Origin of the sequence: Duganella sp. 1411 (assembly GCF_017833525.1) — a bacterium.
GTDB lineage: Bacteria > Pseudomonadota > Gammaproteobacteria > Burkholderiales > Burkholderiaceae_D > Rugamonas.
This window is the reverse complement of the sequence record NZ_JAFICD010000004.1, coordinates 78,927-95,164: the sequence shown is the minus strand read 5'-3', so window position 1 is coordinate 95,164 and position 16,238 is coordinate 78,927. Positions and strand designations below refer to the sequence as shown.

Sequence of the window (16,238 nt, the reverse complement as noted above, 5' to 3'; positions counted from 1 at the left end):
TTGGTCCATGGGTGGACCGCAGCTGCCTTGAGGGGACGGGTATGGCGAAGTGATCGTGACGGCTGCGCGCAGTGGGCATTGGACAAGTGCGGCGCAATGGTGCAGACGCGCGCCAGGCAGGCGAGCCGTTTTTCAGTTTTCCAACAATCCCGCTAGCAGATCCGATTTCCTGCAAGATCCCAGCCACCGGCGGTGTTGCCGCAGGCGCCGCCACCTATTTTCTGGTGGGTGTACTGCCACCTGGCCTTTGAATACCTTAGGCCCACATGTTCTGAGAGTAATTCGCCTTCATGGATCGCGGGGAAGACGCCACCGATGAGCATATTTTCCAGCGCGATCTCGAAATACTTAATACGCTCACCGTTTCCGTCCGCGCGCAGGAACTCCAGGTGGGCCCTTGCGATTGTTCTCCCTGTTGAGCAGGCCTGAAGAAGGACGGGTGACGAGAGATCGGCGAGCTTGGTGATGACGACTTCGCCATGCTCGCATCGTTCAGCGGTGTGCCCGCCTGCTGTCGTTGCCGTCGCGGAACGCGGCTGAGAAATCGACCAGGTCACGCTCTGGCATTCGATCCAGTCTTTGTGACGACCATCCGCTGATTCGCCCTTGATTCCTTCGATCCGAAGATAAACGTCGATTGCCATTTGTGCCTCCGAAGATAGTGTCCATGTCACGGGTTCAGCCGATAGTGTCAATGCGAAACCGGCAAGGCGCATTGCCTTCAATCAACTCCGGGTGGCGACGAGATGTGGCTCGGTACCCAGCACGTCTCCTTTGGGCGTAACAGGTTGAAATTTTGCGCAAGGTCATTACCACGAGCCCATGCCGCTGCTAGCGTGAAGCCTTTGTTGACCGCAACCGCAATATTTCATCGGGAGAAAGCCATGGCTAGGTCCACGGTTAATACGAATCCGAATGCGAATCTGTCGCTGAGTGGCGATGCCCGGCGCCGGATGCGCAATCAGCGCGAGGGAGTGGTTAGGGGCTATTACAACGACGGTCACGGCAACCATGGGCATTGCAGTTATGGAATCGGTATTTTGGTGCACCGTGGTCCTTGTACGCCTGAGGAACTGGCGCGGCCGTTGACGAGTGCGCAGATCGAGGCCTCGTTCGCAAACGCGATCCGTGAGGCCGAATGCGCAGTGCTGCGTCGCGTCACCAACCAGGCGCTGACTCAGGCGCAGTTCGATGCTTTGGTGAGCTATTCTTTCAATACCGGCGCGCGTGGCGCGAACGAGACGTTCCAGCGCGTTGACAGCGGCGATTTGCGCGGGGCAGCTAATTCAATCATGAGTAACACCTACTCCACGCAAAATGGCCGTCGCGTGTTCATGCCGGGCTTAGTGTCCCGCCGGCGCGAAGAAAGCGCGCCTTTTCTAGAAGGGCAATGAATATGGCGCGCATATTGACCTTGGCTGCGTTGCTGGTGGCACTGGCGACCCCAGCCACCGGGGGGGCTGGAATGGATGCAGGATCAGTCGTGCTCGGACGGTGGGCGGTGACCGGAACCGCTGACGCCCAGGAAACCACGTCGCTATCGAGCGACGATGTCGATAAGCTGGTCGGTGCCAATTTCGTTGTCACACCTGAGTCTGTGCAGTTTGCAGACGAGAAATGTGACAAGCCGGTATTCAAGCTAACCCGCCACAGCACGGCCGGTTTCTTTCGTCGCGAATATAGGCTTGATCCGCGTAACATGAGATTGCCCGACCCCGTCACTGAAGTTGCGATAGTTTGTCTCGCGCCATCTCCGATCAGCTTTGTTTACGTCAGGGACAAGCGACACATCGTTTTCTTCTGGAGAGGGTTTTTCCTGAACGCAGAGAAATTAGGCGAAAAAGGTTTGCCAAGAAAAGTACACTAAGTATCTTCCGCCAAGCCATTTAAGCGAAGCAAACAAGGTTTGCCAGCACTACAGCGACTTGCTGCACAAGCGGAAGTCCGGGTCGTCGGCATACGGGCGGATGTCGAAACCCAGGCTCGCCATCAGCTTGAGCATGCCGCTGTTTTTACATAGCACCAGGCCGACGATCTCGCTCAGGCCTTTGTCACGCGCCACGTCCATGATCCCCAACATCAAGCGCGTGCCCAGACCCTGGCCGCTGAAACGGTCGTCGACCAGCAGCGAGAATTCGCAGCTGCTGCGGTCCGGATTGGCGACGTAGCGCGAGACGCCGATGATGCTCGACGTCGCGACGAATTCGCCATCCGGCCCGGGCGCGCGCAGCGTGCGCACCGCCACCAGCGCCATTTCGCGGTCGTAGTCGATCAGCGTGTAACGCGCCAGCATCGGCACCGACAGCTCCCGCAGCGAGGAGGCGAAGCGGTAGTAGCGCGACTTCTCCGACAGCCCGCGCACCAGGTCCTGCAGCATCGAAGCGTCGTCCGGCTGCACCGGCCGCAAGGTGTACTGGCCGCCGCCGCGCATCGGCCACTCCTGCGTGTAGTCGGACGGGTAGGGCAGGATCGCCAGGTGGTGGTAGTTGCGCGTGGCCGGCGGCGCCGCATCGACGACGATGCGCGCGTCCACCACCAGCGCGCCGTGCTCGTCGACGATCAACGGATTGATGTCCATTTCCCGGAGCTGCGGCAGCGCGCACACCATCTCCGATACCCGCAGCAGGATTTGCTCGATCGCTTCGCGGTGGGCCGGCGGCGCGCCGCGCCATTCGTCCAGCATTTTGGACGCGCGCGCACGCCCGATCAGGCGCTGCGCCAGGAACAGGTTGAGCGGCGGCAGTTCGACCGCGCGGTCGTTGATCAACTCCACCATGACGCCGCCGGCGCCGAAGCTGATCGCCGGACCGAACAACTGATCCGTGATGACGCCGATGTACAGTTCCCGGCCGTTGCGCTTGCCGGCCATCTTCTGGATCGTCACGCCGTTGATGCGCGCGTCCGGCGCCAGCCTGGCGACCGTGGCCATCATGTCGCCATAGCCGTCGCGCACGGCCGCCGCGTTGGCCAGGTTGAGCGCCACGCCCTGCACGTCGGACTTGTGGGCGATGTCGGGCGAATCGATCTTGAGCGCCACCGGGTAGCCCAGCTGGCTGGCGATGAGCATCGCCTCGGCGGCGCTGCGTGCCAGGATGGTCTGCGTGATCGGGATGTGGAACGCCGCCAGCAAGGACTTCGATTCCATCTCGGTGAGCGTTTTGCGGCGTTCGGCCAGCACGCCTTCGATCAGCAGGCGGGCGCCGTCCAGATCGGGCTGGTTCAGTTGCGACAGCGGCGGCGGGGTTTGCCGCAGCAGCAGCTGGTTCTGGTAGAACGACGCGATATTGGAAAAGCCGTCGACCGCCGCTTCCGGCGTGCGGAACGTGGCGATGCCGGCGGCGGTGATGATCTGGCGCGCGGCCGCGACTTTCTGGTCGCCCATCCAGCACGTCAGCAGCGGCTTGCCCAGTCCGGCGGCGTCGGCGCTGACGGCGCGCGCCACCGCGTCCGGGTCGCTGCCGAGCTTGGGCGAGTAGATCACCAGGATGCCGTCGACCTGGGAATCGCGCGCGCACGCCAGCACGGCCGCGCGGAAAGCGTCGGCGTCGGCCTCCTCGGACAGGTCGAGCAGACTGCTCAGGGTGGCGTGGGCCGGCAGTTGCGGCGCCAGCGCCTGCGCGCTCTCGTCGGACAGGCATGCCAGCCGCAGGCCCAGTTCCTCGATCCAGTCGGCCGCCAGCACGCCCGGTCCGCCGCCGTTGGTGACCACGGCCAGCCGCGGCCCGACCGGGCGGTAGCGCGAGGCCAGGCATTTCGCCGCCGAGAACAGCTGGACGAACGATTTCACCCGTACCGCGCCGGTGCGGCGCAGCGCGGCGTCGAACACGTCGTCGCTGGCGACCATGGCGCCGGAGTGGGTCAGCGCGGCCTGCGAGGCGGCGGCCGCGTTGCCGGCCTTGAGCACCACCACCGGCTTGGTGTTGGCCGCGCCGCGCAGCGCCGAGATGAAGCGGCGGGCGTCGGTCAATCCCTCCATGTGGACGACGATGCTCTGGGTGGCCGGATCGGTGGCCAGGAAGTCGAGCGTCTGCGCCAGATCGACGGCGGTGTTGGGCCCCAGCGAGACTACGGTCGAGAACCCGACCGCGTTCTGGCTGCCCCAGTCGAGGATGGCCGAGGTCAGCGCGCCCGATTGCGACACCAGCGCCAGGCTGCCCGGGCTGGCCAGCGGGCCGGCGACGCTGGCGTTGATATGGAGGCGCGGGCGCTGGTAGCCGAGGCAGTTGGGGCCGAGCAGGTGGATGCCGTGCCTGCGGGCGATGGCATGCAGCTCGCCGGCCAGCGGGGCCTGCACGCCGCTCGACAGGATCAGCGCGGCGCGGCACTGGATGCGGCCGGCCACCTCCAGCGCGAACGCCAGGTCCTGGTCGGGCAGGGCGATCACGGCCAGGTCGGCGCGCGACTGGGCCAGGTCGCCCAGGGTGCCGGTCATGCCGGTCTTGAGGAAGGTCACCGGTCCGGCGAAGCCGCCTTGCTCGAGCTGGGCGCCGATGCTGCGGCCGTAACTGGTCTGGGTATCGGGCTGGTCGACGTCGCCGGCGAAGACGACGATCGACTTGGGGGAAAACAGCGGGGTGAGGTAGTGGGTTTCCATGGGCGTCGGTGGCTTTTTTTGTGGGCGGGGTGGCGGCGTGGCGTTACAGGTCGGGCGTGTCGTCGAGTCCCAGCAGTACCTTGACGTGGGCGGCGGCGCTGCGCGCCAGCGATGATAGCTCGTAACCGCCTTCCAGGCAGGAGACGATACGGCCCTGGCAATGGCGCCGCGCCACCTCGACGATCTGCCGGGTGATCCAGGCATAGTCGGCCTCGACCAGACCGAGGTTGCCCATGTCGTCGTCCCGGTGTCCGTCGAAGCCGGCGGAGATGAAAATCAGTTCCGGCTTGAAGCGTTCCAGCGCCGGCAGCCAGTGTTCGGTCACCGCCTGGCGCAGCGGCGCCGGACCGGAACGCGCCGGCAACGCGATGTTGACCATGTTCGGCCCGCGCGGATGGTTGCCGCAGAACGGATAGAGCTTGTCTTCGAAAATGGAGCACATCAACACCCGCTCGTCGTCGTGCAGGATGTCCTCGCTGCCGTTGCCGTGGTGGACGTCGAAATCGATCAAGGCCACGCGCCGCAGGCCGTGCACATGGAGGGCGTGACGGATGCCGACGGCGACGTTGTTGAAGAAGCAAAAGCCGCCGGCGGCCGCATGTTCGGCGTGGTGGCCGGGCGGACGCACATTGCAGAAGGCGATGCCGGCGCCCTCGGTCAGCACCAGGTCGGTGGCGAGCACGGCGGCGCCGGCCGAGCGCAGCGCGGCCTGGTGGCTGTACGGATTCATGCTGGTGTCGGGATCGACCCGCACCGACCCCGCCCGCGGCGACAGCGCGGCGATGCTCCGGATATACGCGACGGAGTGGGCCTGGGCCAGCTGTTGTTCGGTGGCCGGCGGCGCCTCGCAAGGCTGCATGAAGTCGAGCAGTCCCTTGATCAACAACATATCCTGGATGGCGCCGATGCGTTCGGGACATTCGGGGTGCTGCTCGCCCATCGTATGCTTCAGGCAGTCGGGATGGAAAATATAGGCTGGCAGCATTGTTGCCTCGGGATTGGTTGCGGGCATGGGGGCGCCATGCCACATCGGGATAGGCTGGTCGCGACGTCAGTATATTGACCGAGATTAATATACATCGTTGATATAGATCAAAAATATCTTAGTCCCCAGCATTCGGGCGAATGGCGAGGGGATTTTCGCTCGGATCGAGCGTCGTGCGGTCCCGCGCGGCGGCTATTTCCCGGCGTTGAGCATCTGTGCGAACTCGCGCATGGTCTTTGTGAACGTCGTTGGCTGGACCACCTCCAGACGCCGGGCAAACAAGTCGGACACATGTTGAAATTGCAATGGATTCCCGGCGATGCCTCCCATCGACCACTTCTCGAAGATCCGGGAGTTGGCCGGCGAAATATGAAGAATGCGGGCATCGTCGTGTCTCCGGTCGTCCAATATCTTCACATACTGCCGCAACACCTTCTGCTCCGGGCCTTCCAACACTTGCATGAAGAGTCCGCCACCGTGGATCAAAATGCCGGTGATACCGTGGGCTGGATTATTTCGCCGCGCCGACGTCAGAATGTCTTGCACCTGTTCTTCCGACACCGCAGGGGAGGCGTTGCTGATATAGAGAAGTCGAATCATCGAATTGCCTTCGTTGTCTGCGGCGTGCCTGGCTGCCTGGTGGGACTACAGCCGAGATGTCGGCGAACGATCGAACGGACCCAGTCGCCATTTTGACGACCGCAAGCGCGTCTGTCGCTTCTTAATACACCCAATCGAGCGGATACTTGGTGTAATTCGCACATAATCGGCGGAATCGAACCACACTGAACTCGTCAGGGTAGGTGCTCTTCGCGGATTTTCTCGCAGGCGCCGCTGGCGTCCTCAAACCGTTTCCCGTTCCACATGAAAACAGCGGGGTGACGCGCGCGAGGCGGTTGGTATATTCCAATATTTATTTTCAACTGCAGTGCTGTGTGGGCATGCACGAGGAAACGGGCCGGCTTAATCTGCCATATGCAGATCGTGAGTTTGTTTTATGTCCAAACGGCGCCCATCGATAAGCTCTACTTTGAATCACATATTCGAATATTCGTAAAAAATGGCGATTGGAAAAGACGAATATTGAATGGTTTCAATTGGCATATTAAAAGGAGGTCCCACTCCGCGCGAAGTCCATATTGTTTTATCGATAGACCACGAAAGTATTTTCTGCAAATAAGAATTTTGCCTTTTTTTAAAGGAAGCATCATGAACAAGCTTTCCATCTTCTCGCTCACATTGGCGGCGGCTCTGGCCGCGCCTATCGCGTCGGCCGGCGTCGTGTTCAACTCCAGCACTGCGCCGAGTGGCGCCCATTTAAGCCAGGGCTCTCCTCAACCGAGTTGCACTGTAGACCCAGCCACCCTGATCGTCTCCTGCAACGCCTACCAGATTGGCGGCGTTGGCAATACCGATGCGAATTTGGTTCTGTCGGCAACGTATTCGGCAACCGTCACGTGCACAAACAACGGCGGCAAGCTCGTCAATGTGAAGACACAAACGACGGTAGCCAATTCGGGCGACGCCCTCACCGATCTGAGGAATGGGACGCTTTATGTTTCCGCGATCAGTGTGAAGCCGCCAACGACGCAGGCGTTCCTCGACGCGGCCACCTGTCCCAACGGGAACTGGACCAAGAACCTGGCGAATGGATCACCGGCCCTCTCGAGTTTCTCTTACTCGCTTACCTTCGTGGGCTACCCAGCGCCTGCCGTCAGCTTCCCCTAAGCTGAACGACGCGCTGCCGCGTTAGACCCGACTGAAGGAATATCGCTGCACAGTGCCGCGACATGCGCTCCCGCCTCCGCGCGGGAGCATTCCATGCAGGCCCGGAATAGTCCGAGGGCGTGCGGATACTTGCTGTAATCCGCCCATCTTCGGCGGCATCGAACCACACTGAACTCGTCAGGGCAGGTACTCTTCGCGGATTTTTTCGTAGGCGCCGCTGGCGTCCTCAACTCGTTTTCCGTTCCACACAAACAAAATAGTCCGCTCCGGGGCGGCGTCCGCCGTGACGCGATAGATGAAGGCGGGCTTTCCATCCACGGTGGTCTGCTCAAGGTGGGCGTCTAGCTTTTGTGCGGGGGGACCGTTGCCTTCCTCGCGATCGCGCTGTGTGATCACACTCATCAATTCCTGCAAACGGTCGCCTTCGATGCGGAACAGAGGTATCCAAGCCTCCTTGGCCTTGGGGGAGGTAGGCGCTGCCCTCGCGCACGAGCTGCTCGCGGTCGTCGCCGGGAATCAGCTTGACGAGCTTGAGTTTATCGTTGGGAGCGAACGTGGTGTTCAGTAACTCCCCGGTCTTGCCGTCAAGGTCGCCCACCAAACCGACCGTCTTGCCGTCGTCCATGCTGACTTCCACGTTGCGATAGCTGTCGTTACCATTGACGCTGACACGAAGGAGGAAATCGCTGCCCTTGAGCGTTTGTGTAGTGCTTCCTTCTTTGTAGTAGCCAGCAAAAGTACACAAACTATCTTCCGCCAGGCCATTTAAGCGAAGCAAACAAGGCTTGCCAGCACTACAGCGGCTTGCTGCACAAGCGGAAGTCCGGGTCGTCGGCATAGGGACGGATATCGAAACCCAGGCTCGCCATCAGCTTGAGCATGACGCTGTTTTTACATAGCACCAGGCCGACGATCTCGCTCAGGCCTTTGTCACGCGCCACGTCCATGATCCCCAACATCAAGCGCGTGCCCAGACCCTGGCCGCTGAAACGGTCGTCGACCAGCAGCGAGAATTCGCAGCTGCTGCGGTCGGGATTGGCGACGTAGCGCGAGACGCCGATGATGCTCGACGTCGAGACGAATTCGCCGTCCGGCCCGGGCGCGCGCAGCGTCCGTACCGCCACCAGCGCCATTTCGCGGTCGTAGTCGATCAGCGTGTAACGCGCCAGCATCGGCACCGACAGCTCCCGCAGCGAGGAGGCGAAGCGGTAGTAGCGTGACTTCTCCGACAGCCCGCGCACCAGGTTCTGCAGCACGATGCTCTGGGTGGCCGGATCGGTGGCCAGGAAGTCGAGCGTCTGCGCCAGATCGACGGCGGTGTTGGGCCCCAGCGAGACCACGGTCGAGAACCCGACCGCGTTCTGGCTGCCCCAGTCGAGGATGGCCGAGGTCAGCGCGCCCGATTGCGACACCAGCGCCAGGCTGCCCGGGCTGGCCAGCGGGCCGGCGACGCTGGCGTTGATATGGAGGCGCGGGCGCTGGTACCCGAGGCAGTTGGGGCCGAGCAGGTGGATGCCGTGCCTGCGGGCGATGGCATGCAGCTCCCCGGCCAGCGGGGCCTGGACGCCGCTCGACAGGATTAGCGCGGCGCGGCACTGGATGCGGCCGGCCACCTCCAGCGCGAACGCCAGGTCCTGGTCGGGCAGGGCGATCACGGCCAGGTCGGCGCGCGACTGGGCCAGGTCGCCCAGGGTGCCGGTCATGCCGGTCTTGAGGAAGGTGACCGGTCCGGTGAAGCCGCCTTGTTCGAGCTGGGCGGCGATGTGGCGGCCGTAACTGGTCTGGGTATCGGGCTGGTCGACGTCTCCGGCGAAGACGACGATCGACTTGGGGGAAAACAGCGGGGTCAGGTAGTGGGTTTCAATGGGCGTCGGTGGCGTTTTTCGTCAGTATATTGACCGAGATTAATACACTTCGTTGATACACACCAAAAATACCTCCACCGTATCGGTGCGGCGCCTACAACCTCGGATCGTAGACGTACTGGCGCACGACGGTCGCGCTTAGTTTGCCGGCCTGCGGATGCATAGGATTGATCAGGACGTTGTATTCCTCGGGGACGATGACCGAGGGCACCAGCAGCAGCGCGGAGGCGCGTTGGGCCAGCCACGCGTTGCCGGCGTCGATGGACGTCGAGCCGGGCGGCTCGGCCAGCCAGGTGGGATCCAGGTCGCCGGCGGTGATGGTCTGGCGCGCTTTCCATACCGACGCCGGCACATCGACGCGCACCAGGAAGGCGTTGCGTATGGCGATGTTGCCGCCCAGATGGGCCAGCGTCTCGAGCGTGGCGATCGCGATGGTCGTGGAGGCGTAGACCACCGGCATGCCCTTGCCGTTCCAGCGCCCGCCGGTGACCCTGGCACCGCCACCGCCCAGATCGGTGGCGGCGTAGTCGGCGGTATGCTTGGCTATTCGCCACAGGGACACCTCCGCGCGCGACATTACGACACGATCCCATACTCGATCCGGCCCAGGGTATCGAGCACCAGCTCGTACCCGGCTTCCGTGTCCAGCAGCGACAACGGCGCCTCGCCGCCCAGCGACCGGTTTTCCTGGGTGATCCAGCGTTGCGCCGATGGCTCGTCCTCCAGCACGCCCACGCGCGCATCCAGACTTTTTCGGCGCGGTAGATGCGGTCCTGCTCGGCGGGGGACAGCAGCGCGTCCTCGCTGATGCGCGCCTTCATCGTGCTTTTGGGAAGCTTCAGGGTGTCGAACAGCCGGTCCTGGCTCAGACCGAGGCGGGCCGCCATGTCCGGGATGACCCGGGCGGGCGTGCCGGCGCGCATTTTCTTGATGAGCTCGGAGGCGCTGCCTTGGAAAGCGTCGGCCTGGAAGACGGATTCCTCGGTCGAAACGTATGCGGGTAAGGGGTCGGCTCGCCGTGCCAGTTTGGGGAGCTTGGCTGCCGGCTTTTTCGCGGATGATGGCATCGCTGATCCAATTTAAGACATTTGATTGTCCAAGTATAGATCACTAAACCCGCACTGTCATTCATCGTCCGCCGTGCCGGCCCCAGGTCATGGTCCGGAACGTGCCCCCGGTGTCCGACGCATCCTGGAACAGCGCATACAGCCAGCTCGCCAGGCCGACCGGCGAATCCGAGAGGGCGAACGCGAGGGACTGCGGCCGAGTGCACTGGATTTTCATGGAGCCGGCATACTCGCTGTCGCACCGCGCGGCGTCGTGCAGCATGCGCTGCTCTTCCGGCGTCGCTTCCTGGATTTCTTTTTCGGTCGGATGGAACATCACCAGGTTCAGATGGATACCCGCTAGCCCCGGTGAAGCGGGGCGGCACGGGCAGGCGGAGACGCCGGCCGTATGACGACGCGGTGCGAATGAGCTTCGGTTACGCAAATGCCTGGACGTCAAAATTGGTGAAGCGAGTCTCCGCGCTCGGTCATTGCCGGGGCATTTCGGAAGGGGGCACGCGGAAATGGACCGAACACCAGGACTTCTCGTCAGGGATCTGAAAAAAGGGGCGGGACTATCTCTTTGGGGGACTGACCGGTGCGGGGCACTCGTCAGTCCAGCGCACAACTTTCATTTCACGAACATGCTCACCGATTGTATCGAGGCGCAGACAAGCGTCTTTCTTCCGATAATAAAGGACACATCTGGCGCTATCATTTGAGCACGAGTCGACCTCCATGAATTTTCGCCGGACGAGTTCCTTCTCGACGCCGTCATACTCATAGTGGTCGTTGATGTGTATTGGAATTGGCGTCCATCCGTCTTTGAGCAGTAGCATTCTTGCTTTCGTAAAACGCAGGTCCGGCTTGAGGTATGGCGGATATGATGCAGCAAACAGGGGGGCCATCATTAAGGAGAGAGTCAGAAATGCCGCAGTCTTCATTTTACGGTTCCCCCAAAGTTCTTGTATGTTTGGATGAAGTCTTCGTAGTTAACATAAGGCTGAGGAGGATAGTGGTTTCCCCTGCCGGGCCCCTCCGGGAGGGCTGCCCATTTTCGGGCGGCGGGAGCCATGCTGTCAGCGATCTCGCCAGCTTTGATTTTTTCAATGACGCCTATGCTGCGTAGCATTTCGACTGCGATCAAGTCTTGAGTCTCCGGCTTGAAGTCAGTGAGGCCCATCGCTTTCACACCATGGTCGCGCCAGGTTTCTTTAGTAACCTGATACATGCCTGATGCTGTCGAGCCATGGCAGCCGGGGCCTGGATGCGTGCTGAAGTCGGTAAAGCGCCAAGGATCCTTTTTCTTCCCTTTGATCGCTCCATACATGAAGTCGTAGTCGCCCCCTTCTGCTTCAGCAATGGCCTTTAGAAACGCTTGGACATTTGCATCTTTCAGATACTCTCGGTTCTCTGTCAGTCGTTGCTCTTTCTCACGCTTTACCCTGACCACCTTGGCCTCTGCGTCATCATGAGGCGTAGTATTTTTGGTTGCGCGGTGCTGCAGGATACGACCTGATGGCGACGTCACTGTTGAAGACATATTCTGATCCTATAGGAAAATATCGATCGACTCAGGTGTCGCCGATGTAGCGATAAGATGTGTGTGGCCGTTGGCGTCCGTGGTGCCAAATTCCAATTTTCCACCCGGGCCCTTTAATGCATACTCAGTGTTGGTTAGCGGCTCACCCGTATCCTCGTCGATCAGGACGTACCTATCGTCGAACGTCGCGTCTGTGCCGGTCGTTATCCCCGAGGCTTGCGCGTTACCGGCGGCGCCATTGCTAATGGTTTGATATTTGATGGATTGGCTTAGCAATAGCCGAGGAGGATTGGGGCAACCGCAAAGGCATAGATCGTTTTCCAAGCCGACATTCTTGCCGTTCTAGGTCTCTGGAATTCGAGGCCCGACGCACATGATCTTTCCTTGAGATTTACATGCGGGGCAGAAAATCACATCCCCTTCGAGCGCTATTGTGACGCCGTTAATGCTGCCGTTGCTGCTGGCGGTTATGACCTTGCCGCCTGCCGAGGTCGATGCACCTAACGTGATCGTATGGCGTTTCATTTGGAAATCCTTGACGAGGTGGAGACGGGCCTGATGTAGCCTTCCGGCAATTATTGATCGAGGGAATAAAATCGGATTGCGGAAGCGCAAGAGAAAGGTAATCTGGGAGGGAGCTTCTAGGAGGGGCTGTAGCCCATGTTTGCGCGGTTTAAGGCGACCGTCTTGCCGTAGATAAGGCGGCCCCAAGGCCTACACTTGCTTCCGGGTCCGCGCAGGCCGTCGCCAGTCTATGCCTTCGAGCAGCACCGACAACTGCGCCAGCGTCAACGCTACGAGCTGCTGCTGGCCTGCCGCCAGACGCTCATGTAGGTTTAAATGATTCAGACAAGAAGGCATGGCTTTGACGGTAAATCCGCATAAACATTCTTTTGTGGCTTAGGTAACGATAACAGCAGGAACTTCAATTTGCTGAGCCACGGCGTTATAGAGATCAGTCTCGGTCTCTGGTGTACGTATCGAAATGAGCAGGCAGTAGCGAGCAGGTAAGTCAAATCGCTCAAGTTTGGGACGTGTTCGCCACCATCCTGCTGCGGGATAGACTGCAAGTTGCCCCCGATTAGCTAGATCGGCAGCCGTACCGCTCCATATGTCCTGATGCAATGACCCCTTGTTTCTTTGTCTGTCTCCTAGCACCCAAGATGGATCTTTGGGATCCGAATTTTCTCCGTTTTCTTCTTGTGCGGCAGCAGCATTAATACGTGCAACAAAATCCTCAAGAGACTCCAATGGGCGACGTACATCAAATCGAAGGCGATGCGACGCATAGTGAAATTTTGATGCGGAGCCACGGGACGATGGGTTCGGCTCAATGAAGTACGAAAGCGTCACGCGCATTTCTACGGTCATTTCTCCGAGTGCCTCAAGTTCTTCTTTAGGCCATGGCAAATCATGCAGGTTCATGTCGCGCGACTTAATACTGCTGCCTTCTTTGCGGTATGGATGAACGAGATCCTCCACAACCAGCGTCACAGAATTTGCCGCGCTCCAAAGAGCTCGATTTGCGTCTGGGGCCCCCCAGCCGCAATGTCGGATGAGTTGCGCAAATGCAGCCTTTGTAGGCATTCCGTGTTCGGGTAAGTATAAATGTCTCATCGCCGTCGTCCATTCGGCAGAATGAACGATTAACGCGCGAATCGTCTCAGCCCTAAACGCTGGATAAGCTGCCATCAATTGTGCAGCCATGCGGGCGCACGACGCCGCTGCGGCACTTGTGGCATTCGTGGTGGTGAAGAGTCGTTCCTGCGAATTGTTGTTAGTGGTCAACAGGCTAAGGCTCGGCAAAACGACGGAGCCGAATCCATCTAAGGCGGCATTCCCGCCTTCGAAGACGACGTCAGGTTTTAGAGGCCATGCTTTGTCCCAGGTTGCCGAAGAACTTGTCATCGGGCTTAGGCCACCATTTGCCGCGATCACGGTGCAATGATGATAGTCGATCTCAGAAATGCCTGTTTTTTCGGTGAACGCTCCAACGGTCAAAGAATTCCACGCCTGCCCAGGGTCATGAATCAGGTTTGTAGAAAGACTCGCAGGATATTCGAGCCAAGCGCTTTGGTCGAACATGTTACCGGCCGATTGTACAAATAGCCGAGGGAACGCTCCGTTATTGTCGGCGTCGGACGCAAGCCTATCAACCATTGCGGACCAACTTGATGGACGGCCTCGATCACGAAAATCAGTGGAGGTAACGGTCGAATTAAAGACTCTGGGACGATTAGGGGCATTCACTTCAGGTTGGCTAACTGCATCGGCGAACAAGCTCGCGTGAAGCTCATTCTCGCCTGCATTTGCACCGTGCCCTCCTACCAATTTTACAGATTCCAGTAAATGGTCAATTTGGATTGGCAGATTCGATGCAAGTGCATGGGTAAGATCCCCATATATTGCTATGCCCACCATTCCGGTTCCATGGTTTGCATGATCATCGACACCCCACGCGGGATTAACCGTATACAAATCTTCGGTCTGAACGACAGGGGCTATTAGCGGATGTGCTCGATTGACGCCGCTATCCAATAGGCAAATTCGTGGTGCGTTTGCGGCCCCGGAGAAAGTGCATCTGCCAAGCAGATCGTCTTGCCAGTTCTGCTGCTCCTCTGCCGGCATGCTATCGAAGAATTCGGCTGTTTCCTTTGCACGTCGAAGTTCTGCAACGCAATTGAGCGCTAAGACAGACTGAGAGAGCTGATGCTGCGACCCGTACATGAGAAGCACGACGCGTTCCGGGAAATCAGCTCGGGATTGACTTACGTTGCAACCAGTCGCGCTGGCAAGTTTCCGGAAGTCGCTGATTACTTCCTCTCGGAGTTCTCCGTGCTTGCCGCGAACGGGCAGCCAAACCTCCCACCAAAACTCTTCGAGTCTATCTATTGGGAGGAGGCCAGGATCATCCGTCCACAAAGCACGCAACTCGGCAGCACGAATCTCGGAGATCGTATTTAAAAGGGCCTTGTGATCGCGAGGATTGCCATTTTTATCTTTTTTTTCTTGCAAATACTCTGTTACGCACTTCTCGAAATGCGTCAGCTTTCCGTCAGGCACGAACACATTGGCCACGGTATGGTTGCCGTCTTGGCGCACACTCAGTAGTTCGATTTTTTGGGCATCGTTGCTAAGGCTCGCAAACGCCAGTTCTACGTCGGGTTGTCCGATGAACTGAATTTGTATCCCAAGACCAGCTTCGAGGTTTTGCTCTTGTTGTCGCGCAATTGCCGTTTCGGCGATGGGCCTTAACGCAGTTAGTTGAGCTTGTAGAGAAGCTCCGTGTTCGGCGCGCGGCAAATTAGGAACTAAGGGCTTGGCGCCGCCATTGGATGAGTGAGCTGTAAATGCTCTTGATTGTGACGTCTCGCTGAGGACGAGATGTGAACGCTTATCGTTTTGCGGTGCCGTCATTAGTAGGCAGCTCTTTATGTTGATTGCCGGTCAGTTTTGCACTGATGAGCTTTCGCTCATGCAGCATACTTATCAAACTTCCTTCGGATACGGCGCTGCCATCGTGCAGAATAACTTCCTTAATTGATTCGTCTACCGCGCGGCATAGTTCTGCGTAGCTCAACATTTCTGCCTCACCGACGGCTCTCTTCAGGTTGAATTTTTTAGGTTTGAACTTGCCTAGTCTGCGGTTGAGCAAAGTAATTACCTGCTCCTGACCAGGTAGCTTATATTCAATTACGTCATCGAATCGACGGAACAGGGCGTAGTCGAGAATTTCCGGATGGTTCGTAGCTGCGATGATGAGGCTGCTGGAATGATCGTGCTCGATCATCTGCAAAAAACTATTTAGCACACGACGGATCTCGCCGACGTCATTGGCAAGGCCTCGCTGAGAGCCGATTGCGTCGAATTCGTCGAAAAAATATACTCCTCGCACATCAGCGATTGCGTCAAACACCTGACGTAACTTCGCCGCTGTTTCTCCCATGAACTTTGTGATGAGGGCGTCCAATCGAACAAGAAAGAGCGGAACGCCTAATTCGCCTGCGAGCGCAGATGCAGTCATGGTTTTCCCTGAGCCTGGCGGACCGACCAACAGTAGTTTGCGGCGGGGAGAGAGCCCGTGCTCGCGTATCTTCGCAAATTGTCGTTGCTCGCGAAGAATGCGGTGCAGTTGGTTTTCGACGCTATGATCGAGAACCATGTCTACGACTCTCGTTGCTGGGTAGCTGGCGCTTAAGAGAGTTGCGAGCTCCCCACGTGGTTGGCCGAGCTGAACTAATTTTCCGGGTTGGGCGATTGGCCTACGTGCTTTCGCAGCATCAACCATGTCTCGGAGCTCTTCAGCCAATTTGCCATGTCCGAGCTTGGCTTCATGAGCAGCTACCTGCATAGCAACAGACAGGAACTGACTATCATCGCCATTCATATGCGACTTAAGCAGCGCTTTTAGTTGTTCTGCACTAGCCATGAAGTGTCCTGAAAGAGTAGGGTGTATTTTACCCCGCACATGAAGGCG

16 protein-coding genes and 1 pseudogene are annotated in these 16,238 nt (G+C 59.2%); 3 read left to right on the top strand and 14 right to left on the bottom strand.

Annotated elements, in window-relative coordinates; genetic code table 11:
• Positions 1-152: 152 nt before the first annotated feature.
• On the bottom strand, positions 153-644 hold the full coding sequence (locus JOD97_RS21290) for a type VI secretion system tube protein Hcp (RefSeq protein WP_209722960.1): 492 nt from the start codon (positions 642-644) through the stop codon (positions 153-155).
• Positions 645-884: 240 nt separating this feature from the next.
• Here JOD97_RS21290 and JOD97_RS21285 point away from each other — a divergent pair, with 240 nt between their 5' ends.
• Together JOD97_RS21285 and JOD97_RS21280 are read left to right on the top strand one after the other, a co-directional pair.
• On the top strand, positions 885-1,394 hold the full coding sequence (locus JOD97_RS21285) for a lysozyme (RefSeq protein ID WP_209722957.1): 510 nt from the start codon (positions 885-887) through the stop codon (positions 1,392-1,394).
• Complete coding sequence (locus JOD97_RS21280; RefSeq protein ID WP_209722955.1) at positions 1,391-1,867, top strand: hypothetical protein; 477 nt, start codon at positions 1,391-1,393, stop codon at positions 1,865-1,867. Before JOD97_RS21285 ends, JOD97_RS21280 begins: the two co-directional genes overlap by 4 nt.
• Before the next feature lie 48 nt (positions 1,868-1,915).
• Here JOD97_RS21280 and JOD97_RS21275 read toward each other — a convergent pair whose 3' ends face one another.
• The 3 genes from JOD97_RS21275 to JOD97_RS21265 form a co-directional block, all read right to left on the bottom strand.
• Positions 1,916-4,594 carry a bifunctional acetate--CoA ligase family protein/GNAT family N-acetyltransferase gene (locus tag JOD97_RS21275; RefSeq protein WP_209722952.1) on the bottom strand — a complete coding sequence of 893 codons (2,679 nt, stop codon included), beginning with the start codon at positions 4,592-4,594 and terminating at the stop codon, positions 1,916-1,918.
• Positions 4,595-4,637: 43 nt separating this feature from the next.
• Positions 4,638-5,579, bottom strand: coding sequence for a histone deacetylase family protein (locus tag JOD97_RS21270; protein ID WP_209723788.1), 942 nt, complete (start codon positions 5,577-5,579; stop codon positions 4,638-4,640).
• Positions 5,580-5,771: 192 nt separating this feature from the next.
• Complete coding sequence (locus JOD97_RS21265) at positions 5,772-6,179, bottom strand: BLUF domain-containing protein (protein ID WP_209722949.1); 408 nt, start codon at positions 6,177-6,179, stop codon at positions 5,772-5,774.
• A 609-nt stretch (positions 6,180-6,788) separates the two neighbouring features.
• Between JOD97_RS21265 and JOD97_RS21260 the strand changes: the two genes are divergently transcribed.
• The gene (locus JOD97_RS21260) at positions 6,789-7,307 is read left to right on the top strand and encodes a hypothetical protein (protein WP_209722946.1); all 519 of its coding nucleotides are present in this window, start codon (positions 6,789-6,791) and stop codon (positions 7,305-7,307) included.
• Positions 7,308-7,484: 177 nt separating this feature from the next.
• Here the strand turns inward: JOD97_RS21260 and JOD97_RS21255 are convergent, their stop codons facing one another.
• From JOD97_RS21255 to JOD97_RS21215, 10 genes and pseudogenes are all read right to left on the bottom strand, one after another.
• Complete coding sequence (locus JOD97_RS21255; RefSeq protein WP_209722943.1) at positions 7,485-7,721, bottom strand: hypothetical protein; 237 nt, start codon at positions 7,719-7,721, stop codon at positions 7,485-7,487.
• Positions 7,722-8,101: 380 nt separating this feature from the next.
• Positions 8,102-9,130: a GNAT family N-acetyltransferase gene (locus JOD97_RS21250; protein ID WP_373999916.1), complete on the bottom strand. Its 1,029-nt coding sequence runs from the start codon at positions 9,128-9,130 to the stop codon at positions 8,102-8,104.
• 136 nt (positions 9,131-9,266) lie between these two features.
• Positions 9,267-9,749 (bottom strand): RES family NAD+ phosphorylase, encoded by a 483-nt coding sequence (locus JOD97_RS21245; RefSeq protein ID WP_209722940.1) that lies wholly within the window; start codon positions 9,747-9,749, stop codon positions 9,267-9,269.
• Positions 9,749-9,907, bottom strand: coding sequence for an MbcA/ParS/Xre antitoxin family protein (locus tag JOD97_RS21240; protein WP_209722937.1), 159 nt, complete (start codon positions 9,905-9,907; stop codon positions 9,749-9,751). The genes JOD97_RS21245 and JOD97_RS21240 overlap by 1 nt, the downstream gene beginning before the upstream one ends.
• 35 nt (positions 9,908-9,942) lie before the next feature.
• Positions 9,943-10,095: pseudogene (locus tag JOD97_RS33305) on the bottom strand (antitoxin Xre-like helix-turn-helix domain-containing protein); the annotation flags it as partial.
• A gap of 205 nt (positions 10,096-10,300) precedes the next feature.
• Complete coding sequence (locus JOD97_RS21235) at positions 10,301-10,555, bottom strand: hypothetical protein (RefSeq protein WP_209722934.1); 255 nt, start codon at positions 10,553-10,555, stop codon at positions 10,301-10,303.
• 603 nt (positions 10,556-11,158) lie between these two features.
• Positions 11,159-11,761, bottom strand: coding sequence for a paar repeat-containing protein (locus JOD97_RS21230; RefSeq protein ID WP_229264625.1), 603 nt, complete (start codon positions 11,759-11,761; stop codon positions 11,159-11,161).
• A 342-nt stretch (positions 11,762-12,103) separates the two neighbouring features.
• A complete protein-coding gene (locus JOD97_RS21225; protein ID WP_209722931.1) occupies positions 12,104-12,286 on the bottom strand; it encodes a PAAR domain-containing protein in 183 nt (60 codons plus the stop codon).
• A 375-nt stretch (positions 12,287-12,661) separates the two neighbouring features.
• On the bottom strand, positions 12,662-15,178 hold the full coding sequence (locus JOD97_RS21220; protein WP_209722928.1) for a S8 family peptidase: 2,517 nt from the start codon (positions 15,176-15,178) through the stop codon (positions 12,662-12,664).
• Positions 15,156-16,190: an AAA family ATPase gene (locus JOD97_RS21215; protein ID WP_209722925.1), complete on the bottom strand. Its 1,035-nt coding sequence runs from the start codon at positions 16,188-16,190 to the stop codon at positions 15,156-15,158. The genes JOD97_RS21220 and JOD97_RS21215 overlap by 23 nt, the downstream gene beginning before the upstream one ends.
• Positions 16,191-16,238: the final 48 nt, after the last annotated feature.